Origin of the sequence: Bartonella grahamii subsp. shimonis (assembly GCF_036327415.1) — a bacterium.
GTDB classification, from domain to species: Bacteria; Pseudomonadota; Alphaproteobacteria; order Rhizobiales; family Rhizobiaceae; genus Bartonella; species Bartonella shimonis.
Genome location: NZ_CP123961.1, coordinates 1,239,148 through 1,261,440, shown reverse-complemented (window position 1 = coordinate 1,261,440; position 22,293 = coordinate 1,239,148). Strand labels below are relative to the sequence as shown.

18 protein-coding genes are annotated in these 22,293 nt (G+C 37.0%); 7 read left to right on the top strand and 11 right to left on the bottom strand.

Going from position 1 to position 22,293, the window contains the following annotated elements:
• Window positions 1-96: 96 nt before the first annotated feature.
• The 5 genes from QHG57_RS05495 to QHG57_RS05475 form a co-directional block, all read right to left on the bottom strand.
• Complete coding sequence (locus QHG57_RS05495; RefSeq protein WP_330167466.1) at window positions 97-1,476, bottom strand: class II 3-deoxy-7-phosphoheptulonate synthase; 1,380 nt, start codon at window positions 1,474-1,476, stop codon at window positions 97-99.
• Window positions 1,477-1,544: 68 nt separating this feature from the next.
• Complete coding sequence (gene gor / locus QHG57_RS05490) at window positions 1,545-2,936, bottom strand: glutathione-disulfide reductase (protein WP_330168871.1); 1,392 nt, start codon at window positions 2,934-2,936, stop codon at window positions 1,545-1,547.
• Between the two features lie 203 nt (window positions 2,937-3,139).
• Complete coding sequence (locus QHG57_RS05485; protein WP_330168870.1) at window positions 3,140-3,709, bottom strand: DUF2059 domain-containing protein; 570 nt, start codon at window positions 3,707-3,709, stop codon at window positions 3,140-3,142.
• A 105-nt stretch (window positions 3,710-3,814) separates the two neighbouring features.
• Window positions 3,815-4,519 (bottom strand): ribose-5-phosphate isomerase RpiA, encoded by a 705-nt coding sequence (gene rpiA / locus QHG57_RS05480; RefSeq protein WP_330167463.1) that lies wholly within the window; start codon window positions 4,517-4,519, stop codon window positions 3,815-3,817.
• A gap of 462 nt (window positions 4,520-4,981) precedes the next feature.
• On the bottom strand, window positions 4,982-7,246 hold the full coding sequence (locus QHG57_RS05475; RefSeq protein ID WP_330168869.1) for a ComEC/Rec2 family competence protein: 2,265 nt from the start codon (window positions 7,244-7,246) through the stop codon (window positions 4,982-4,984).
• A 111-nt stretch (window positions 7,247-7,357) separates the two neighbouring features.
• Here QHG57_RS05475 and gltX point away from each other — a divergent pair, with 111 nt between their 5' ends.
• From gltX to QHG57_RS05440, 7 genes are all read left to right on the top strand, one after another.
• Window positions 7,358-8,788, top strand: coding sequence for a glutamate--tRNA ligase (gene gltX / locus QHG57_RS05470; RefSeq protein ID WP_330168868.1), 1,431 nt, complete (start codon window positions 7,358-7,360; stop codon window positions 8,786-8,788).
• A gap of 249 nt (window positions 8,789-9,037) precedes the next feature.
• On the top strand, window positions 9,038-10,333 hold the full coding sequence (gene gltA, locus QHG57_RS05465; protein ID WP_330167460.1) for a citrate synthase: 1,296 nt from the start codon (window positions 9,038-9,040) through the stop codon (window positions 10,331-10,333).
• A gap of 646 nt (window positions 10,334-10,979) precedes the next feature.
• A complete protein-coding gene (locus QHG57_RS05460) occupies window positions 10,980-11,732 on the top strand; it encodes a transporter substrate-binding domain-containing protein (protein ID WP_330168867.1) in 753 nt (250 codons plus the stop codon).
• 473 nt (window positions 11,733-12,205) lie between these two features.
• The gene (locus tag QHG57_RS05455) at window positions 12,206-12,958 is read left to right on the top strand and encodes a transporter substrate-binding domain-containing protein (protein WP_330167458.1); all 753 of its coding nucleotides are present in this window, start codon (window positions 12,206-12,208) and stop codon (window positions 12,956-12,958) included.
• An 80-nt stretch (window positions 12,959-13,038) separates the two neighbouring features.
• Window positions 13,039-13,761, top strand: coding sequence for an ABC transporter permease (locus QHG57_RS05450; protein WP_330167457.1), 723 nt, complete (start codon window positions 13,039-13,041; stop codon window positions 13,759-13,761).
• Window positions 13,758-14,465: an ABC transporter permease gene (locus tag QHG57_RS05445; protein ID WP_330167456.1), complete on the top strand. Its 708-nt coding sequence runs from the start codon at window positions 13,758-13,760 to the stop codon at window positions 14,463-14,465. The genes QHG57_RS05450 and QHG57_RS05445 overlap by 4 nt, the downstream gene beginning before the upstream one ends.
• Before the next feature lie 79 nt (window positions 14,466-14,544).
• Entirely contained in the window at window positions 14,545-15,318 is a 774-nt protein-coding gene (locus QHG57_RS05440) for an amino acid ABC transporter ATP-binding protein (protein ID WP_330167455.1), read from the top strand.
• Window positions 15,319-15,338: 20 nt separating this feature from the next.
• Here QHG57_RS05440 and lpxB read toward each other — a convergent pair whose 3' ends face one another.
• The 6 genes from lpxB to bamA all read right to left on the bottom strand — a co-directional run bounded on the left by lpxB (window position 15,339) and on the right by bamA (window position 22,229).
• Window positions 15,339-16,535 carry a lipid-A-disaccharide synthase gene (lpxB, locus tag QHG57_RS05435; protein WP_330168866.1) on the bottom strand — a complete coding sequence of 399 codons (1,197 nt, stop codon included), beginning with the start codon at window positions 16,533-16,535 and terminating at the stop codon, window positions 15,339-15,341.
• Window positions 16,528-17,400, bottom strand: coding sequence for an LpxI family protein (locus QHG57_RS05430; protein WP_330167453.1), 873 nt, complete (start codon window positions 17,398-17,400; stop codon window positions 16,528-16,530). Before QHG57_RS05430 ends, lpxB begins: the two co-directional genes overlap by 8 nt.
• A gap of 32 nt (window positions 17,401-17,432) precedes the next feature.
• Window positions 17,433-18,227 carry an acyl-ACP--UDP-N-acetylglucosamine O-acyltransferase gene (lpxA, locus tag QHG57_RS05425; protein ID WP_330167452.1) on the bottom strand — a complete coding sequence of 265 codons (795 nt, stop codon included), beginning with the start codon at window positions 18,225-18,227 and terminating at the stop codon, window positions 17,433-17,435.
• A 24-nt stretch (window positions 18,228-18,251) separates the two neighbouring features.
• Window positions 18,252-18,719 carry a 3-hydroxyacyl-ACP dehydratase FabZ gene (gene fabZ, locus QHG57_RS05420; RefSeq protein WP_330167451.1) on the bottom strand — a complete coding sequence of 156 codons (468 nt, stop codon included), beginning with the start codon at window positions 18,717-18,719 and terminating at the stop codon, window positions 18,252-18,254.
• 1 nt (window position 18,720) lies between these two features.
• Window positions 18,721-19,767, bottom strand: coding sequence for a UDP-3-O-(3-hydroxymyristoyl)glucosamine N-acyltransferase (gene lpxD, locus QHG57_RS05415; protein ID WP_330167450.1), 1,047 nt, complete (start codon window positions 19,765-19,767; stop codon window positions 18,721-18,723).
• A 65-nt stretch (window positions 19,768-19,832) separates the two neighbouring features.
• Window positions 19,833-22,229, bottom strand: coding sequence for an outer membrane protein assembly factor BamA (gene bamA / locus QHG57_RS05410; protein ID WP_330167449.1), 2,397 nt, complete (start codon window positions 22,227-22,229; stop codon window positions 19,833-19,835).
• Window positions 22,230-22,293 lie beyond the last annotated feature (64 nt).

The following is a 22,293-nucleotide window of genomic DNA, read 5'->3' as shown; positions in this document are numbered from 1 at the left end:
GCAACCACAACTTCATTCTTCATCATCGGAAATATCACTTTTTTAAAAATTCTCCTCTGCCATAATGACCTAAAAATATATTAGGAAAATTTTTGCCTACCCACCAGCAGCAATTGCTAACGGATCAATCACACGATTTTTTTTAAGGAGTTCAGCAACAAGAAAAGCTAATTCTAACGCTTGGTCTGCATTTAACCGTGGATCACATTGCGTATGATAACGATCAGATAAATCGTCTACAGAAATGGCATGCGCCCCTCCTGTACATTCAGTAACATCACGACCTGTCATCTCAATATGAATGCCTCCTGGATAAGTTCCCTCTCCACGATGTACTGCAAAAAAATTCTCTACTTCTTTTAAAACATAATCAAAGGGACGCGTCTTATAACCATTAGCAGTAATTGTATTGCCATGCATTGGATCACATGACCATATAACCGCACGCTTCTCGCGTTCAACGGCACGGATGAGTTTAGGCAAATAACTTTCAACTTTATCATAACCAAAGCGCGTAATGAGAGTAAGCCGACCCAGCTCGTTTTCAGGATTTAAAATATCAATTAATTTTAAAAGCTCATCAGACTCAATAGAAGGACCACATTTTAATCCTATAGGATTTTTAATGCCGCGACAATATTCAACATGAGCATGGTCAATCTGACGTGTACGGTCACCAATCCATAACATATGACCAGATGTTGCATACCAATTTCCTGAAGTTGAATCAATCCGCGTCAATGCCTCTTCATAACCCAATAAAAGTGCTTCATGACTGGTATAAAAAGATGTTTCACGCAATGAAGAATGGGTTTTGGATGTAATCCCTATAGAACGCATAAAATCAATTGCTTCAGAAATACGCTCTGCCAATAATTCATAACGCTCCCCCTGTGGACTGTTAGAAACAAAACTCAACATCCATGTGTGAACATTTTCTAAATTAGCATAGCCACCTTGTGAAAAAGCACGCAATAGATTAAGTGTTGCCGCAGATTGGCGATAAGCCATAGACATCCGTTGCGGATCTGGAATACGAGAATCGGCTTCAAATTCAATGCCATTAATAATATCCCCCCGATAAGCAGGAAATTCAACTCCCTCTTTGCTTTCGATATCAGAAGAACGGGGCTTTGCAAATTGACCAGCAATACGACCAATTTTAACAACAGGTTTAGAACTACCAAAGGTTAAAACAATCGCCATTTGCAAAAAGACACGAAAAAAATCACGGATATTATCAGCTTCATGTTCTGCAAAGCTTTCGGCACAATCACCACCTTGCAATAAAAAAGCTTGTCCTTTTGCAACAGCTGCTAATTCATTTTTTAAATCACGTGCTTCACCGGCAAAAACTAAAGGAGGATAACTTCTCAGTTTTCGTTCAACATCTTCTAACATAGACTTATCTGGATAAGTCGGAACTTGTTTAATTGGCCTTACTCTCCAAGAGTCAGGCGCCCATTCTTTTATCATTACACACTCTCTAAAGATTAATCTTACAAATTGGCATATCAAAAGCTTTTTACCACAATATATGCTGTTTAACTTTCTATTCTCTTACCATTTTCATATATATAACTTGGTTTATACATCGTTACCAATTCTTCTGCCATCGTTGGATGCACTGCCATCGTTTCATCAAAGATATCCTTCGTCAGCTTACCCTTGAGAGATATCCCTATAAGCTGGGCCATCTCGCCAGCATTTTCCCCTAAAATATGAGCGCCCACAACAATACGGCTTTCACCATCAACAATGAGTTTCATAAGCATTTTCTCTGAACTACCAGAAAGAACATTACGCATAGGACGAAAAACTGTACGATAAATTTCAAGACGTTTATAGCGGCGTACTGCATCTTCTTCTGAAAGACCAACTGTTCCAATCTCTGGCTGAGAAAAAACTGCCGTCGTAATTAAATCATAATCAGGTGTCGTTGGAATATTCTCAAACGCAGTCTTCACGAAACACATTGCATCATGAATCGCAACAGGTGTTAATTGAATATGACCTGTTACATCACCAACAGCCCCAATATGGGATATGTTTGTTGTCATTCTTTCATCAACAACAACTGCACCAAACGTATTAACTTTAACCCCTGCCCTCTCAAGTCCTAAACCGACTGTATTGGGCACACGCCCCGTAGCCAACATAACCTGATCGGCACTGATCATTTTCCCATTTGATAAAACAACTTCATAACAATTTTCTGCAGACTGCACCTTAGAAACTGTTACGCCATAGAGAATAGAAATCCCTTTTTCAACCATTGCATCGCTAAGCAATTGCCGCAAATCATGATCAAAATCACGAAGGATTAAATCACCCCGATGGAGTAGTGTTGTTTTTACACCTAATTCATGAAAAATATTAGCAAATTCAACACCAATATACCCTCCACCAACAATAACTATTGATTTTGGTAGTTGATCAAGGTCAAAAATCTCATTAGAAGTAAGGCAAAATCCACCGCCTTCTATGAAAGTATTTGGTGCAATTTTTGCCCCTGTTGCAATCAAAATTTTTTCTGCACTTACCCGCTCCCCCGTAGCAGCAAGCTCTAATGTGTGATCATCTATAAAAGTAGCACGACTTTCATAAATATGCACATTGTTACTTTCTAATCCCTTACGATACAGCCCTTCTAACCTTGATATTTCTTTATTTTTAGCTGCAACCAACTTTTCCCAGCTAAAAATTGGATCCGCATATTTCCATCCAAAACCAACACTTTTCTTAAATTCTTTTACATATTGTGATGCATAAACATAAAGTTTTTTTGGAACGCAACCACGAATAACACAAGTGCCCCCTATACGATATTCCTCTGCTATGGCAACCCGCTTGCCAAGCCCCCCAGCAAGCCGTGCTGCACGCACTCCACCAGAACCACTTCCAATAACAAATAAATCAAAGTCAAAAGAGCCCACGAATTATTCCTTCTTATATACCTGCAAGAATAGGCTAAGATCATTTATTATCAAATGAAAGTCTTTTTTCTTTTGAAGAAGCATTTTTTATAAAGCCGTATTCTAAATAGACCTACTCTCATTAAAATATTAAAAACGGTGGGAAAACCGCCGCTATTTAAAAAATCAGAAATTACTCATTGGTTGTCATGATATCAATCACGCTATTTTTTATTTTCTGAAGATTCTGATTTTATAGGCATATTTGTAGGCATAGTAGAATTATTCAAATTAAGTGTTTCAGACATCTCTTTTTTCACATTTTCTACAAGATCCTGCATAAGAGCAGTACGCCATATATCAAATGCTGAATAAGAATCACGTGCAATATTGGGAACTTCTGTCAAAAACTTTTTACCGGTATCAGAATTATAAAATGTTGTTATTGCATCAAGCTCTTTTTGAGTAAAATATTTTGCATATACATGAGCAATCTCTTTTTCTAGATCAGAGCGCCTTTTAATTAAAGCAAGCGCCTGCTTATCAACAATATCAGAAATAGCTGTTGCCAAATTCGGATCATCGCTGATCAGTTCATTTTTGAAATCATGGACCGCATTTGGTAAAAAACTATCAAATTGATCCGTTGCATGAATAGCTCTGATTGCCTTTCGCGCTGAATCTAAATGTTGATCACTCACACCTTGTGCATCAACCATTCCAACATTCACAAAAAAAATAGCAATTGCACCAAAATATACGACAAAACGCTGAAAAGAAAATATTATTCTCATTTAATGATTACCCCGATCGCTAATTATAATTTTAATTCGTTATTCTACCTAAAATCTTTAAGACCCTTTTTACTCCGCTAACATATCATCATGTAAATGCCTTTTCTAAAAATCAAATGGTTCTAAAACTTTTATTTGACCATCAGCCATAGCGACAATTGCACGTGAAGCCAACCCCAAAAAAAGTCCATGCTCAACAACACCAGGAATGGCAAGAAGTGCATCCGATAATGGTTTTGGTTGCAAAATGCAGCCCCAAAATGCATCAAGAATAAAATGTCCACCATCTGTTTCAAAAGGATTTTTTCCATTCATTCGCAATGCAATTTCTCCAGAAAGCCCTAAATCATTAGCAACTTTTTCGATGGCTCTGCATGTTGTATGGATACCAAATGGATTAACTTCAATTGGTAGTGCAAAAGCACCAAGTCTTTTTACCATCTTTGTTTCATCAGCAATGACAAGCATTGTACGAGATGCCGATGCTACAATTTTTTCATACAACAATGCTCCCCCTCCACCTTTAATGAGCATCATCTCAGGACCAATTTCATCTGCTCCGTCAATATCAAGATCCAGTTCAGGTATTTGTTCTAAAGTAGCAACAGGCACTCCAAACTTACAACAGAGTTGTTCAGAATATCGTGAAGTAGCAACACCAGTCACTCGCAAACCATCCGCAACACGCTCACCAAGAAGACGAATAAATTCATTGACTGTCGAACCAGATCCAATACCAAGCCGCATATCATCTTCAATAAATTCAAGCGCTTTAATAGCTGCCATTTTTTTTAACTGCTGAACATTCATAAATGACTTTGCCTTTTATCTGTATAAACAGCATTCACCCCCCTATTACCACCGATAATAATGATAACTTATTGACGCAATCTATTTAAATTTACCATCATCTTTGACTTGAAGAGATGTTACTCGTTATAGAAATATATGATAAGAATAAAATCGAATAATCAACAATTATCTTTTTTATTTCTTTGAGAAAATTTGTTAGCATTTTTCTCATTCAATAAGAGTTTTTGATTTATCTTGTGCTATCAATAGGATACACATATCAATTTTCTTTGAAAATTTAAAATGATCAGATTATAAAAAATCATCTACTTCTAGAAAACTGTAGATTATTATCTCGTTTCAATAACGTTGATAGACTTACCAATTTAAATGCCGCAAAATATTACCAGAAAAGTCTTCTATTATTTTTTGTTTTGTCATTATCCAAATGTGAAGCAAAATATGATGGATTATATATTGTTATGAATGCTGTCTGTGCATATTCCATGGTCTATGAAACCCTAGCGAAGACCAAATAATCTCTCCACCTTTGGTCATCATAACGCTTCCTCGTGATAACAATTGTTGAGGCGTAAATATTATTTTTGCCTTCTTGTAACAAGTTGGATTATACATTACAAATGTCTGAATGAGAATATCTGCCTCTACACATTGATCTGTTTCTCTCTGTAAAACAATTACTTTTAATCCATTCTCTAATAATGACGTACATACATGATAATCACAAATAAATTGTCCGTACAACGAAGGACCATATTTTGTCGGTTTTATCGTTTCATTCACACGAAATGACTTTTTCCATATAGATGTCGTGAACTTAGAAATATGGTAACGATCAATATATAATTTTTTATCATGGATAACACCCACGAGACGCATATTGTCTGCTATAATCAGTTGTACAGGTGAATGTATTACACAAATAGAAATACCAGCCAAAATAAATAAACTGAAAAAGAGTCGGATGGGTGTTTTGCAAAAAGTCAGTCCAACCAAGCCTATACTCAATAAAACCAATGCAGATAACGGCATAAAACCAGGATTCAAATCAGGAGAAATAGCCTTGATAGCGTGCGCAATCTTTATCACAAGATCAACACCAAACCCCATAATTTGAAGGGGGAGCCATTCGAATCCTCCTAACATTGCGAAGACTGCAATTAATCCAAAAGGAATGACGAAAATTGAGATGACAGGCAAAGCAAAAGCATTACTGATAATGCTCAAAGATGCCGTATTAGAAAAATGATAAGCAGCATAAATTCCACTTGCACTCCCTGCAACAAGGGAAGAAGCACATGCTGAAAGCATCGATAAGAAAACAAAATTTATCACTCCTCCTCCAACATAAGAGGGAGTTGTTTTTCTTTTACGAAAAAATGACCTTCCACTCCACCAATCAAAAAAAGCGATTAAAGCAGCAGTCGCAGAAAAGGACATTTGAAAGCTAGGACCTAATATTTCATGGGGTGTCATCGCCAGAGTTATCAACCCTGCAATAGAAAAATTACGCATTGTTATAGCAGAGCGATTACACAATATAGCAACCAACATAACAGCAATCATCACAAAACTTCTCTGTGCTGATATTGCTAAGCCCGACAATAACAAATAAAAAGCTGTTATCATAAACGCAACGATAGCAGCAAATTTTTTACTGGAATAATAGGAAGAAAAAACTGGAAAAAATGCTAAAAAACTACGGATACTCAAAAGAACTATGCCGCTTAACAACGCCATATGTAAACCTGATATTGATAAAATATGGGCTAATCCAGCCGTACGTAATGCTTCATTTGTCTCATTTGAAATGCCAGCACGCTGCCCTGTTATGAGAGCAGCTGCAACACTCCCCTTTTCTCCTTCAAGGGCTATACGAATTCTTTGTGTCATCTTCGTGCGTAAATTTTCAATTTTCTGTAGAATGATAGCGAATATCCCATCAGACTTCGAAACGGATATTTTTCTTGGTTTTCCTAAATAAATACCTTGTGCCCCAATTCTTTTAAAATAATTATGAAAACTAAAATCGTAGCCTCCTGGACGTACTGGCCCAGAGAATGCACGAATCTTAACTTTCCCATATAGGCCTTCACCAATCGCTAAGCCAGATGGCAAATATCTTGCCGATAAACGAACACGATGAAGACTATGGCGTAATATAGGCTTTTCTGTACTCAAAACATCCAAAATTAAACGAAATCCCCCTTTGTTTCCTGACTCAATAGAAACAATTCTTCCCGTCAATGTGGTGACAATGTCACTGCTTAACATAGGTGTTGCAATACGCCACGTTTCTATTTTTGCCGCCAAAGCACCCAATATAATACAAAACAAAAATCCCACGGGAATCCATATTTTTCGATAAAAACGTGCAACGTAGAGTATTCCCAGAAAAATACTGACCAACGCCCACAATTGTCCCCAACTTGGCTCCCACTCTAAATGAAAATAAAAAATGATTCCTAGGGCAAAAAAGACTAAAATCAGCGAAAAAAAGACACCAAAAGAAACTTCTTTATTGATACAATCTTCTAACCATTTGCGAAATAGAGTGATTGCCTCTCTTAAAAGTGTCAATAAAAAAAATTTTTGTCGGTTATAACTGCCATTCTTTGCATCATTATATATAGAAAAAACGCTCTGCCCTATTTGACATGGCTTTTTTCTTTCTATAACAGATTTTTCGGATAAACTCTCTTTAACTTTACTTTGATAAAACATTCGTCCCCCACTTTAACTCGCAATACGGCTATTGCACACCCCATCACCTATGTTAACATGACTTTTCTATAAAGTTCCATAAGTAATATCTTAATTTAAAGGAAAATATTCGTGTCTGTTATTACTCGTTTTGCCCCTTCACCTACTGGCTTCCTTCATATTGGTGGCGCTCGTACTGCTCTTTTTAATTGGCTTTATGCAAAGCATACTGGTGGAAAAATGCTTTTACGAATTGAAGATACAGACCGAGAGCGCTCAACAGAAGCAGCTGTAAAAGCTATTATAGATGGCTTGCACTGGATGGGGCTTAGTTATGATGGCCCCCCTATTTTGCAATTTGAACGTGCTGAACGTCACCGCCAAATCGCCGAACAGTTGGTCAAAAACGGCAAAGCATATTATTGTTATGCTTCACCTGAGGAGTTAGCTGAAATGCGTGAAAAAGCCCGTGCAGAAGGGCGCCCACCACGTTATGATGGACGTTGGCGGGACCGTGACTGTTCTGAAGCTCCTAAAGGTGTTAAGCCTGTTATTCGCATCAAAGCCCCTGAAGATGGAGAAACGATTGTACATGATCGTGTGCAAGGTGATGTTCGTTTTCCTAATAAAGATCTGGATGACTTTGTTATTTTACGTTCTGATGGTTCGCCTACCTATATGCATGCTGTTGTCGTTGATGATCATGATATGGGCATCACACATATTATACGTGGTGATGATCATCTTACCAATGCAGCCCGACAAATGATCATCTTTAAAGCAATGGGATGGGACATTCCTGTTATGGCACATATTCCTCTTATCCATGGTGAAAACGGTGCAAAATTATCAAAGCGACATGGTGCACTCGGTGTTGAAGCCTACCGAACAATGGGATATCTTCCTGCTGCTTTGCGCAATTATCTTGTCCGTTTAGGTTGGAGTCATGGTGATGACGAATTGATATCACTTAAAGATATGATTTCTTGGTTTGACATTGAGGATATTAACAAAGGTGCCGCTCGTTTTGATCTCAAAAAGCTCGATTCTATCAACGGGCACTATATGCGCATGAGTAATGATCAAGAACTTTTTGATGCTGCTCTTAATATTCTACCAGAAACCGACAGGGGGGCACAAATTTTTGAAAGACTTGATGAAAACCGCCGTGTTCAATTTTTAAAAGCAATCCCGCATTTGAAAGAACGTTCAAAAACACTGTGCGAACTGATTGACAATGCCTCCTTCATTTTTGCGCAACGACCTTTACAACTTGATGAAAAAGTACAAATACTCCTAGATAAAAATGGACGAACCATTTTAAACGATCTTTATCTTGCCCTGAAAGCTTGCCCTTCTTGGGATACAAAAGCCCTAGATGAAACACTTCGTTCTTGTGTACAAACACAGAATCTCAAATTTGGATCTATCGCCCAACCACTTCGCGCAGCTCTTACAGGATGTGCAACATCACCAGGTATCGTAGATGTTCTTATTTTATTAGGACGTGATGAATCTCTTCATCGCATCAAGGACCAACTTATCACAACAATATGTTCATGATGTGTACTGAGTATATTTCCTCAAATAGGAATCTATATAAATATATCAACGCACCCTAAAAAGTTTTTTATGTTATATCATTGAAATACATTTTTTATTGAGTAATAATGATCAATACAGAAATATTTTTAGATTGCATGTACTCACTTTTAGAGGCAATCTATCCTTAAAAGCTTCAGTTATACATCCTCCACTCTGATGAAGCAGAGTTTTAATTTTTAGAAGTAAAGGATCTGAAAGGAATACCGAATGTCTGAGAATAACGCATATATTACTGTGAATGATAAAAAAGTAGAGCTTCCCTTGCGTAAAGGCACGAGTGGACCTGAAGTCATTGAAATTGCTTCTCTTTACAAAAAAACCGATATTTTTACTTATGATCCTGGTTTTACTTCAACAGCTTCTTGTGAATCAAAAATTACTTATATCGATGGTGATAAAGGCATATTGCTTTATCGTGGTTACCCTATTGATCAATTGGCTGAGAAAGGAGACTTTCTCGAAAGTTGTTACCTTTTACTTTATGGTGAACTCCCAACACAGCAAGAAAAAAATGAATTTGATCGATGTATTATGCAGCACACCATGGTACATGAACAGTTTGCACGCTTTTTCCATGGATTCCGTCGTGATTCTCATCCTATGGCTGTCATGGTTGCCTGCCTTGGTGCTATGTCTGCGTTCTATCACGACTCTATTGATATTACAGATCCTCACCAGAGAATGATTGCTTCTGTTCGTCTTATCTCAAAAGTTCCAACGCTTGCTGCTATGGCCTATAAATATAGTATCGGACAAGCATTTGTTTATCCACGTAATGATCTTAGTTATGCTGCAAATTTCCTCCGTATGTGCTTTGCTGTTCCTTGTGAAGAATATAAAACAAACCCTGTGCTTGCTCGGGCGATGGATCAAATCTTTATTCTTCATGCAGATCATGAACAAAATGCTTCTACATCTACGGTACGTCTTGCTGGATCATCGGGTGCTAATCCGTTTGCCTGCATTGCAGCAGGTGTTGCATGCCTCTGGGGACCAGCACATGGTGGGGCCAATGAAGCATGTCTAAAAATGCTACAAGAAATAGGTTCTATAAAAAGAATTCCTGAATTTATTGCACGTGCAAAAGATAAAAATGATCCTTTCCGCCTTATGGGCTTTGGGCACCGTGTCTATAAAAATTATGATCCACGTGCAAAAATCATGCAAAAAACCTGTCACGAGGTTTTAAAAGAACTCAACATTCAAGATGACCCACTTCTTGATATTGCAATAGAACTTGAAAAAATTGCCTTAAGTGATGAATATTTTATTGAGAAAAAACTTTATCCCAATGTTGATTTCTATTCCGGCATTACATTAAAAGCTCTAGGTTTTCCAACTGAAATGTTTACTGTTCTTTTTGCATTGGCGCGCAGTGTCGGGTGGGTGGCACAATGGAAAGAAATGATTGAAGACCCTGCACAAAAAATTGGTCGTCCTCGACAACTCTACACAGGCTATGCTATGCGTGACTATGTTCCTATAGATGGACGTGCAAATTAAAAAAAGAAATCAATAAAGCTTCAATTTACTGAAGCTTTATTGAGAATAATCAAAAAACATCCTTTAAAAATTTTATAAAACGTGATTTTAAAACTCTTTCTACAGAGGTAACAGCATCATAAGAATTTACTTTGTAATTCTCATTATCTTTAATGGAAGTGTATTCCCTATCATTCCTTCATGATTAAAAGCCTTATTACATATTAAAGTCTAGCAATGTCAGAATTCTACTTTCTATCTTCTCCATATAAAATTGCAAAAGGCTTACATTAAGTGCTTCTTTAGGATGCCAAAAACTTCTTATCCCTCTTCAAGTAGATTAGAATAAAAACACTTTACATCTTTTCTTGTTAAGAGCTGAAATTTTCTTTATATTTAGGTTAATAGTTTTTCTATTAAAGATAACTTATTGATTTTTAAATAAAATTGTTAAAAATCATCATATAATCAACAAGAAATGTACTTCTTCCCTGCATTTTTTATTCCCATCCTTGATAAGGATAAATCATTTTTTTGATAATGATATCCAGCATAATGATAGCAAAATAAACACAGACAAATTTTTTACATTGCTCCCAAAAAGCTTACAGATTATAAAAATGCCTGATGGTTTCATATTTGCCAGCTTATCTAATAGGAGAACATAATGAAATTATTAGCAGGAGCTCTTATAATAAGCGCGACATTGTTTACCCTATCGGCCAATTCTCAAACGCTGAAAATTGCAAGCGATGCTTCTTATCCGCCATTTAGTTATATTGACTCAAACAACAAACTTCAAGGATTTGATATTGATATATCTTATGCGCTTTGTAAAAAAATGAATGTTGAATGTACTATTGTCACACAAGACTTCGAGGGGATGATTCCCGGTCTTCTCGCCAAAAAATACGATGCTATTGTTTCTTCCCTTTCTCCTACAAAAGAGCGCTTACAAAAAATTGATTTTACCGATTCTTACTACAACACTGTACTCGCTGTTATCGTTACCAAAAATTCGGGAATTAAAGAAATCTCAACACAAGACTTTAGAGGTAAAAATCTTGGAGTACAATCGAATACAACACAAGCCGCATATGCGGAAGATCATTATGCCTCTGAAGGAGTGAATATCAAACTTTATCCTACAGCAATAGAAGTTAATCGTGATCTTTTAAGCCATCGGCTTGATATCATCATCTTTGATAAATTAAAAGCATTAAATTGGCTTGAAAATGAAGGAAAAGATTGTTGTAAGCTTCTAGGGACTTTAGAAGAAACAAAATTTCCTATTGCAATTGCACTCCGTCAAAATAATAATGATCTTAAAAACAGTTTTAATAAAGCAATAGAAGAAATCCGCGCCGATGGAACCTACGAGAAAATTATGAGAAAATATTTTACTTTTAATATCGATTAGATATCAATTAAAATTCAGTCTTTATATTTAAAGAATATTTTTAAACTCTTTATTGGGCATGCAAGTATAATTTGAAATTCGGTATTTTTATAAGAAAATTTACATTTATCAAAATAATTTTTAATTGTTCCTCGATATTTAAACATTTTATAGAATCTAATGACAACAATAAGGTTGTATTTTTATCGTATCAAAATCTAATTTTTTATGTTCAAATTGAATCGCCTTATTTTCAAGAAAAATCCTCAGTTTTTACTCACGAAATGATCTAATCAATCATTTCGTGAAAATTAAGCTATCATACAAGCAATAAGATATTTATTTTTTGTAAAAAAGATAGTTTTTTGATAATTATGTCCAACATAATGATCTAAAATAAGCATCAATAAATTTTTGAATTGCTCCCAAAAAGCTTACAGATTATAAAAACATAACGATTTCATATTTGCCCGCTTATCCAATAGGAGAACATCATGAAACTATTAACAGTAGCTCTTATAATAAGCGCCGCATTATTCACCCAATTGGCTGATGCGAAAACATTAAAAATTGCGAGTGAAGGCACCTACCCTCCCTTTAGTTATATTGACTCAAATAACAAATTACAGGGACTTGATATTGATATATCTTATGCGCTTTGTAAAAAAATGAATGTTGAGTGTACTATTGTCACACAAGACTTCGAGGGAATGATCCCTGGGCTTATTGCAAAAAAATATGATGCTATCATTGCTTCCCTCTCTCTCACAAAAGAGCGCTTACAAAAAATTGACTTCACAGATCCTTACTACGATACAGCACTGGCTGTTATTGTTACCAAAGCTTCGGGAATTAAAAAAATCTCGATCCAAGACTTTAGAGGTAAAAATCTTGGTGTACAATCAAATACAACACAGGCTTTCTATGCAGAAGATCATTATGCCTCTGAAGAGGTGAAGATCAAACTCTACCCTTCCACAATAGAAGTGAATCGTGATCTTTTAAACCATCGACTTGATGTGATTATTGTTGATAAATTACAAGCATTAAATTGGCTTAAAAATGAAGGAAAAGATTGCTGCAAGCTCCTAGGAACTTTAGAAGAAACAAAATTTCCTGTTGCAATTGCACTTCGTCAAAATAATAATGATCTTAAAAATAAGTTCAATAAGGCGCTAAAAGAAATTCGTTTGGATGGAACTTATGAGAAAATTATGAGAAAATATTTTACAAGTGATGTCTATTAAATTATCAATATAATATTTAACAGATATCCGCTGGTTATTTCTAAAAAATATTATCTAACTCTTTCATGAGGAACACAAGAATGATTGAAAATTTAGCATTGCTATCATTTAGCAATGGTGGATGGGGAGCGGTTATACTTTCCAGTGCAGGAATGACATTGTCGTTGGCATTATGTTGTGGACTTCTAGGGCTTCCTCTAGGTCTTCTAAATGCAGTGATGATTCGATCCAATATTAAGATGGCCAAAGCTATGGCACGCCTCTTTTCAACGGTATTTCGTGGGCTACCAGAGCTTTTAACTTTGTTTTTAGTTTACTACGGATTACAAAGCCTTATTCAAAATGTCTTTGATTATTTTAATCTTGAAATCATGTTCAGTATCAATGCTTTTGTTGCTGGTGTTCTTGCGCTTAGTATGGTTCTTGCAGCTTTTTCTTGTGAAGTTTGGCTTGGAGCATTTAATATTTTTGATAAAAATCAATATGAAGCGGCTAAAGCTTTAGGACTTTCACGGTCAACCACATTTTTTCGTATTGTCTTCCCTCAGCTCATCCGAAATGCCTTGCCTGGACTTTCTAATAATTGGCTTACTTTACTGAAAGATACATCCCTTGTTTCAACCATCGCACTTGTTGACCTCATGCGACAAACGAATTTAGCTGTCGCTGCTACCAATAAACCCATGCTATTTTATCTTGTAGCATGCTTACTTTATTTGCTATTTTCAGCAGTTTTTGCTGCAATCTTACGCCATTTGGAAATATACACTCAAATAGGCTATAAAAAGGTGCTACGTCAATGATTCCTGAGTGGCTTTATTTCCTTTTCAATCCTGATCTTTTAAACCATTATGGACCAAAATTTATTAATGGCTTTATTGTTACTGTTGAGCTTGTTTCTATTTCTTGTTCTCTTGGTTTTTTTCTTGGTATGCTTATCGCTTTTGCACGTGTATCAAAAAATACATTTTTACAATATTGTGCAAATGCTTATGTCTATTTTTTCCGTGGCTCTCCTTTATTAGCTCAACTCTTCCTTTTTTATTATGGGCTTGGTTCAATGAACAGTTTTTGGCAACAGGTAGGACTATGGTGGTTTTTTCAAAACGCGTGGTATTGTTGTCTTTTTATTTTTACACTCAATTCTGCTGCCTATCAATCTGAGATCTTTAAAGGAAGTTTTCTATCCGTAACAATTGGGCAACGTGAAGCATCAAAAGCTTTAGGGCTAAGTAGCTCTGTCACATTTTTTAGAGTTATTCTTCCACAAGCAATGATTGTAGCATTACGCCCCCTAGGAAATGAGTTGATTTTAATGATTAAATCTAGTGCTATTGCCTCACTTATTACTGTTTATGATTTAATGGGGGTTGCTAAACTCACTTATTCACGGACTTTCGATTTTCAAGTTTACGTTTGGGCTGCTCTTATCTATCTCTTTATCGTTGAACTCATTCATCGTTTTATTGTTTTTATAGAACAGCGCCTTACTCGATATTTACGGTAAATAAAATGATCATAAAAAACTTTACCAAACCAAAATATTGAATTAATCAAGTTATTCATCAATGAAAGAATAAAATGAGATGAATTTGAAAAATAATAAATCGACCTCTCCCAGTAAGAACCCTGTGATCTCTATTCGAAATCTAAATAAATGGTATGGAAACTTTCAGGTTCTACATGATATTAACTTTAATGTTCAAGCGGGTGAACATATTGTTATTTGTGGACCATCCGGATCAGGAAAATCAACGTTAATTCGTTGTATTAATCAATTAGAACAAGCACAAAAAGGTTCAATCTGTATCCATAACGTTGATATCCATACCGCTCCTGTACAACAGCAGAAAAATGTGCTTCGTAAGATAGGAATGGTCTTTCAAAACTTTAATTTATTTCCCCACATGAACGTTATACAAAATTGTATTTTAGCACCTATGACAGTTCAAGGGCTTTCCAAACAACAAGCACAAGAACGGGCAATTCGTTACTTAACGCATGTTGGTATTGAAAAACATTGTGAAAAATATCCTTTACAACTTTCTGGTGGGCAACAACAACGCGTTGCGATTGCCCGTGCACTTTGTATGGAGCCTGAAGTCATGCTTTTTGATGAACCAACCTCTGCTCTTGATCCAGAAAGTGTGGGAGAAGTTTTGGAAGTGATGGCTCGATTGGCCGATACAGGGATCACAATGCTTTGTGTTACCCATGAAATGGGCTTCGCACGTAAAGTCTCAGAAAGAATACTCTTTCTAGAAAATGGAAAAATTGTTGAAGATACAGCCTCTGAAGAATTTTTTACCAATCCTAAAAGCCAACGTGCTTGTAATTTTCTTGCTAAAATTAAATATTAATCATTAACATATTGCTTTATTTATACAATTTTATTTCTGCTTTTTAAAAGAGTGATAATTGTTTGTGCGCCAACAACCCCCGATGGTACTTCAGTTTTCATTTTCTGTTCTACAATCTCAAAAGCATCGAGTTGTGCCTGTCGTATTAAAGGATTATATAAAAGTTGTTCTACTTGTCTTGCTAACATGCCTGGACGTAGAAATTCATCAAAATATTCCGGTACAATAGGCTTATCAGAAATAATATTGGGAAGAGCTGCACTCCATAACATTATTTTAGGGAAAATAAAGAATTTAGAAAAATGATCAAGTTTATAGCAAAGGACCATTGGAATTTTAGCTAATGTTAATTCAAGTGAAATCGTTCCAGATGCTGCAAGTGCAACATCTGCTTGTTCAAAAGCACGCCATTTTGCATCTTCACCAACTACAATTTCCACTTTGCTTTTCCAACCTTGTACAAAATCACGAATTTTATCTGCTAAACGTGGTAAGGTTGGTAAAATAATACGTAAATGAGGAATACGTTGTATAAGAATCTCTACTGTTTCTCGAAAAATAGGCATTAAGGAACGAATTTCTAAATTACGTGATCCTGGTAAGATAACTAATGTAGGCGATGATGTTTGTATATTGATCAAACTTCTTTGTTCTAATTGGCGTTTTTTTTCTGACTGAACTCTTAAAAGGGGGGGATATGTCAAAAGACGATGTCCAACATAGGTTGTGGCAGGGCCTCCCAAATCTTGCATAACCTTTTCTTCAAAAGGAAAAACCGCTAAAACATGATCAACAAATCCACACATAGCTTTTGCACGCTCTGCCCTCCATGCCCAAACGGTTGGTGCAACATATTTAATGATAGGAATAGAAGGCGCTAAAGCATGTACCTTTTTTGCAACACGATGCGTGAAATCAGGGCTATCAATAATAATTAAACAATCAGGTTGTTCTTGTGCAATAAATTTGGATAAATTGCGAATATGTAGCAACAACAATGGCAGTTTTTTCAATACCTCCTTTAAGCCTACTAAAGCAATATCATGGGGATCAAAAAAGCTTTTTAAACCTAATGCCTTTAAATGCCTTCCCCCAACACCAATCAAATGAATATTGTATCCTATCTGTTGTGATAAACAAGAAATTAAATCGGACGCAAGTAAATCACCAGATTCCTCACCTGAAACCACAGCAATCTTTAAGAAACAATTACTCATGACCAAACTTTTCGAATGTTTCTATAAATAGAGAATATTTGTTGGCTTTTTCTATTGTTGTTTTCACCGATAATATTAGACTTCTATTTGCTTCCACCGCAACACCAGATAAACCACTCTTTGCAATATTCATTATTGTCGCGGGCCCAATTGATGGCAAATCAACGCGATTATCCTGTTGTGGTTTTGCACATTTTACAAGAATGCCACCTTTAAGGGGAATTTGCCCTCTTTCTCGCATTTCACAAACACGCCACAACATATTATCAGTTCCCTCAGCGCCCTCCAGTGCAATCACCCTTCCTTGAACAACGACAACGGCTTGCCCGATATCTAATTGACCTAAAAGCTTTGCTGCTTCTGCTGCTAAAAAAATATCTTTTTTCTCTTTTGGAGTAGCACGCCGTACTGTTAAATTAAATCCTATGGGAGCTAAAAGATCTGGGACTATTTCATGAGCACCGATAACACAAAAGCCGTATGCTTCAATAACCCGTATAAAAGCTTTTAATAACGCATCATCCCCTCTTTTCAAAGCTCCGATTAACTTAGGAAGAGCTAAAAATGTTGTCCAGTCCAGTCGCAATTGTTTAAGAAGTGGGCGCTTTTTCACACCACCTGCCAAAACAACATTATAAACTCTAGCCTCTTTTAAGATTTTAACGAGTCGCGCTAGCTCTACAATTGATAACTCGCAATGCTCATAGCGATAAAGAACAGAATCTGCCTCACCACGCAAAAGCACAAGAAAAGGATTCTCTCCATTCTTCTCAAGAGCCTGCGCAACAGTAATTGGTAGAACACCATTTCCTGCTATAACAGCAGTACGGCCGGAAAGAAAACTTCTGGTTCCCCAAATAGGCATTTTTAATCCTTATGTTCTTTTATTCTATCACCTTAAAATTTTGGTGTACAATAAAAACGCTTTCCCTCTTCTTTAATAAAATTAACAACGTCAGCAACAGACTGAGAAGAAGAATAGAAAGAAGCAACATCACTAACACGCTCTTTAAATGGTTTGCTATGATCAAAAAGCATCGCAACCGCATGACGGAGTGCATGAATATCTTGACGCTCAAGTCCTGCACGCTTCATGCCAATAATATTGAGTCCAGCAAGTTTTGCTTGCACACCAACAGCTGTTCCATAAGGTATCAGATCACCAACCAGTGCAGATACGCCGCCGATAAATGCATGATGTCCAACACGAACAAATTGATGAACAGCAGCACCGCCACCGATAATCACATAATCACCAATAGTAACATGACCAGCAATCATGGCATTATTGGCAAATGTTACATGATTGCCTACATAACAATCGTGAGCGATATGCGCATAACAAAAAAATTGGCAATTATCACCAACAACTGTCATCCCTACACTCGAATCGGAGCCTCTATGCATTGTTACACCTTCACGAATCGTACAATTCTTACCAATAGAAAGAGTTGTAGCCCCTCCTTTATGTTTATTATTTTGCGGTTCTGCGCCCAAAACAGCATGAGAAAATACTTTACTCTTGGCTCCTAACGTTGTCTTTCCCATTATCACAACATGACTTGTCAAACTACATTCATCACCAATAACAGCCTCTGAACTAATATGGCAAAATGGTCCAACGCGTACATTCTCACCAAGCTGCGCTCCCTTCTCCACAAGAGCAGTTGGATGGATTTTCGTACCGGACATTTTTAAATTCCCATCAAATATCGTTTATTCTTCTTCGACAATCATCGCAGCAATTTCTGCTTCAGCGACGCGGACATCTTCTACTTTTGCAACACACGAAAAACGTCTCATACCAGACCTTTTTTTCAAAAGCTGAACATGAATCTTGAGCTGATCACCAGGCATAACCGGCTTACGAAATTTCGCATTATCAACCGTCATAAGGTAAACTAAATTTGTTTGCTTATTGCCTAAATTTAAAAGAGCTATTGCTCCTGCCGTTTGTGCCATAGCTTCTAAAATCAAAACTCCAGGCATAACAGGCTTCGCGGGAAAATGTCCCGTAAAATGCGGCTCATTAATCGTTATATTTTTAATACCAATAGCTCCCTGTTCACCATCAATATCAACGATACGATCGACTAATAAAAATGGATAACGGTGCGGTAATATTGATAATAGTTTTTCAATATCGACAGCCTCTAAGTTTTTAGTCTTTTCACTGCTGATCATATCAGCGTTTCTCCTTTTTAACTTTTCCCATACTGCGCAACGTCGCTACTTCACGAAACCATTGTTTAAATGGTCGCGCTGGACTACCTCCCCATTTTTCGCCATCCGGAATGTCATTCATAACACCACTACGAGCAGCAATCTGAACACATTTACCTATTATGATGTGGTCGGCTACTCCAACACCTCCGCCAAGCTGAGACATATCCCCTATAGATGTACTTCCCGCAATGCCACATTGAGCGGCAATAAGACAATAGCGGCCAATTTTTACATTGTGGGCAATTTGTACAAGATTATCAATCTTGCTTCCTTCACCAATAACAGTATCTTGAAATGTCCCACGATCAATTGTCGTGTTCGCACCAACTTCTACACCATCCTCAATAATAACGCGACCAAGTTGTGGAATTTTCTCGATTCCAAAAACGCCCCCAACATAACCAAAACCATCTTGCCCAATGCAAGCACCAGGATAAAGCTGAACCTTATCACCTATTATAGAACACTGAACTGTTACCTTAGGAGCAATATAGCAATCACATCCAATACGGCAATTTTCACCGATAACAGCTGTGGATGAAATAAGCGTTCCTGCACCAATCTCAACATTTTTACCAATAACAGCTCCCGCTTCAATACACACATCATGTGCCAACTTAGCCGTTGGATGAATATGTGCATGCGATGAAATCCCCTTCGGTCCCAACCAAGGCATTGGCTTGACAGAATCTGGAAACAAAATACGACCAATCTGAGCAAAGTCACGCTGTGGTGTGGATGTCACCAAAATTGCCATAGTTTCGGGAACTTTAAAAACAACCTCATTCGTACAAAAAACAGCAACAGCAGAACTGTCCAGTAATGCATCAGAAAACTTCCGACGCTCTACAAAAACAAGAGAACCTTCCACAGCACTCTCAAGTGAAGAAAGAGTATTGATAACTTTATGAGAAAACTCTGGATTAAGAAGCTTTGCACCCGTCAACTCAGCAACATTTGCAACTGTCAATCGCCGGGACGGCGTAAAAAAAAATGTATCCGCCATCAAAACACTTTCTCTCCCAGCTTAAGCTATTCTCTTCAAGTTTTTCCTTCTTAAAATCGCTCAAATCAGAACTTCGTAGAAATACCAAAGTTCAATTGTTGCAAACGATCACCTTCCTGCTTCGTTATTGGCCAGGCATAATCAAAACGCAAAGGACCAAACGGAGAATCCCACATCAAACTCACACCTGCAGATGAACGCCAAGCACTTTTGGTATTGGTAACAGACGGTTCACCCTTAAAAACGGCTTTATAATTATTGCCATAAAGCGTGGCAATATCCGCAAATAAAGCACCGCGCAACCCGAACCCTTCAGGCACAACAGGGATAGGAAACTGTACTTCAGCAGTCGCATTCATATATGTTGTTCCCCCCAAAAAATAAACTTCACCCTTACTGGAAACCTGACGGGGACCTATTCCATTATATTTGAACCCTCGAATCATATCAGTATTCGCTTTAAACATATCGAAAATACGGACACCTTCTTTGCCTATTTCATGGAGATAACCACCCCCAAAGGAAAGCAAACCAACAATATCCTTCTGATCAGAAAGAGTCTTGTACATCATCGCCTTACCCGTGGTCTTCAAGAACTTTGCACTCCCACCAAGCCCTGCATATTCCTGAAGAAGATGCACATACCACCCATCATGGGGAGATTTCATATCATCAATCGTATTATAGGTGAAACCATAACTAATTGATGAACGTTTCCAAGGACTTTGTTTTGCAGCTTGAACAATCGCACCAGAATATTTCCCATATAATTCTATTACGTCACTCTCTTTGTCAAAATCATACTCTCCGCCAAAATCATATTCTTCCTGCACATAAGAATAAGCTAGATTGGCAGATAATTGATTATTAATAGGCAATGAAAACCGCAGCGATCCACCTGTCTGTCGTACATCATAGGCTTTATCAGCACGATAAGTACTGCGAAAAACATCAACGCCAGCAGATAAACGATATCCTAAGAAATAAGGATCAACAAATGATAAATTATAATTACGAGATTTTTCTTGCCCCGCACCTAATCCTAAACGAACATATTGACCACGTCCCCCAAGATTACGTTCAGTAACAGAAACTTCAAGTGACATACCAGGACTTGTTCCCCCCGTTGTATATCCTCCAGAAAGAGAGAGGTCTCCTGTTGAAGCTTCAACGACATCTATCACCAAAATAACTTGGTCAGATTGATCTGTGGGAACCATTGAAATATTAACGGCTTTGAAGAAACCTAAACTTTCTAGACGACGTTTTGCCCGCTGTAATAAAGTTTGATTGTAAGCATCTCCTTCGTTTAAATCAATCTCACGGCGAATGACGTAATCACGCGTTTTCTCATTGCCACGTATATCAATACGCTGAATATAAGCACGTGTACCCTGTTCAATATTATATAAAATTGAAATTGTATGATTTGCTAAATTACGATTTCCCCGCGGTTCAACTTTAGCAAAAGCATATCCAGAATCAGCGACCTTGTTATTAATAATTGCAACAGACTGTTCAATATCTTCTGCACTATAAACACCACCTGGCTGGGTTTTAAGCATCCTTTTCACAGATTGAACATCAATTCCATCAACGTCACTTTCAACCTGAATATCACTAATTTTATAGCGCACACCTTCATCAAGAACGAAAGAAATTTTATACGTATTGCTTGCTGCATCAAAAGTCGCTTTAGAAGAGACTATACGAAAATCCGCATAACCACGATTATAATAAAAGCGACGTAAAGCTTCTTCATCAGCAGCGAGACGCTCTTCACTGTAAACATCACCTCCCAACAACTTCGAAAAAATTCCCGAAGTTTTTGTTGAAATCACATCACGCAAACGGCGACTTCCAAAGACACTATTCCCCTTAAAAGTGATATCCCCAATCTTTGTTTTTTGCCCTTCAACAACATTAAATACCACATTAACTCGCCCTTTTCCAAGGTTAATCGTTTGAACGTTAACAGTGATATTATTACGACCAAGAGTTTTATAGGCTTCACGAATTGTATTTATATCAGCAGAAAGCTTAGCAGAATTAAAAGGCTCATTCGGTTTTAAAGAAATAAACCGCTTAAGATCTGGGTCTTTAAAAGATTTATTTCCCTGAAACAATATTTGATTGACAACCTCATATTCTTTTACAAATACAACTAATTTATCACCTACCGGATTTATTTTAACATCATAAAATAAACCCAATTCGAAAAGATTCTTCACAGCATTATCAACATCACCACTGGAAACCCCTTGTCCAGCCTTAATTCCCATATTGTCTCGAATCGCCTGAGAACTTACAAACTTATTCCCACGAACCTCAATAGAACGGACTACAGACGCTTGTATTTCTCCAACCGCAGCAATTGACATAAAAACTGTTGCTGGGGCAATCATCCCCATCTTTAACACCAATACAGATGCTGCATTTAAAAACTTTGAATTTGTAGTCATTGGCTTTTTTACCTTACTCTTGTTCCTTGGACATGATGCCTTAAAAAGCTAACTGCCGTAACAA

Bases quoted from the DNA above. Each gene is read 5' to 3' on its own strand.
- QHG57_RS05440 (WP_330167455.1), top strand. From the start codon at position 14,545: ATGAATTTGAAAAATAATAAATCGACCTCTCCCAGTAAGAACCCTGTG.
- QHG57_RS05455 (WP_330167458.1), top strand. From the start codon at position 12,206: ATGAAACTATTAACAGTAGCTCTTATAATAAGCGCCGCATTATTCACC.
- QHG57_RS05450 (WP_330167457.1), top strand. From the start codon at position 13,039: ATGATTGAAAATTTAGCATTGCTATCATTTAGCAATGGTGGATGGGGA.
- rpiA (WP_330167463.1), bottom strand. From the start codon at position 4,519: ATGAATGTTCAGCAGTTAAAAAAAATGGCAGCTATTAAAGCGCTTGAA.
- QHG57_RS05445 (WP_330167456.1), top strand. From the start codon at position 13,758: ATGATTCCTGAGTGGCTTTATTTCCTTTTCAATCCTGATCTTTTAAAC.
- QHG57_RS05430 (WP_330167453.1), bottom strand. From the start codon at position 17,400: ATGCCTATTTGGGGAACCAGAAGTTTTCTTTCCGGCCGTACTGCTGTT.
- lpxA (WP_330167452.1), bottom strand. From the start codon at position 18,227: ATGTCCGGTACGAAAATCCATCCAACTGCTCTTGTGGAGAAGGGAGCG.
- lpxD (WP_330167450.1), bottom strand. From the start codon at position 19,767: ATGGCGGATACATTTTTTTTTACGCCGTCCCGGCGATTGACAGTTGCA.
- QHG57_RS05460 (WP_330168867.1), top strand. From the start codon at position 10,980: ATGAAATTATTAGCAGGAGCTCTTATAATAAGCGCGACATTGTTTACC.
- QHG57_RS05495 (WP_330167466.1), bottom strand. From the start codon at position 1,476: ATGATAAAAGAATGGGCGCCTGACTCTTGGAGAGTAAGGCCAATTAAA.
- QHG57_RS05485 (WP_330168870.1), bottom strand. From the start codon at position 3,709: ATGAGAATAATATTTTCTTTTCAGCGTTTTGTCGTATATTTTGGTGCA.
- bamA (WP_330167449.1), bottom strand. From the start codon at position 22,229: ATGACTACAAATTCAAAGTTTTTAAATGCAGCATCTGTATTGGTGTTA.
- fabZ (WP_330167451.1), bottom strand. From the start codon at position 18,719: ATGATCAGCAGTGAAAAGACTAAAAACTTAGAGGCTGTCGATATTGAA.
- lpxB (WP_330168866.1), bottom strand. From the start codon at position 16,535: ATGAGTAATTGTTTCTTAAAGATTGCTGTGGTTTCAGGTGAGGAATCT.
- QHG57_RS05475 (WP_330168869.1), bottom strand. From the start codon at position 7,246: ATGTTTTATCAAAGTAAAGTTAAAGAGAGTTTATCCGAAAAATCTGTT.
- gltA (WP_330167460.1), top strand. From the start codon at position 9,038: ATGTCTGAGAATAACGCATATATTACTGTGAATGATAAAAAAGTAGAG.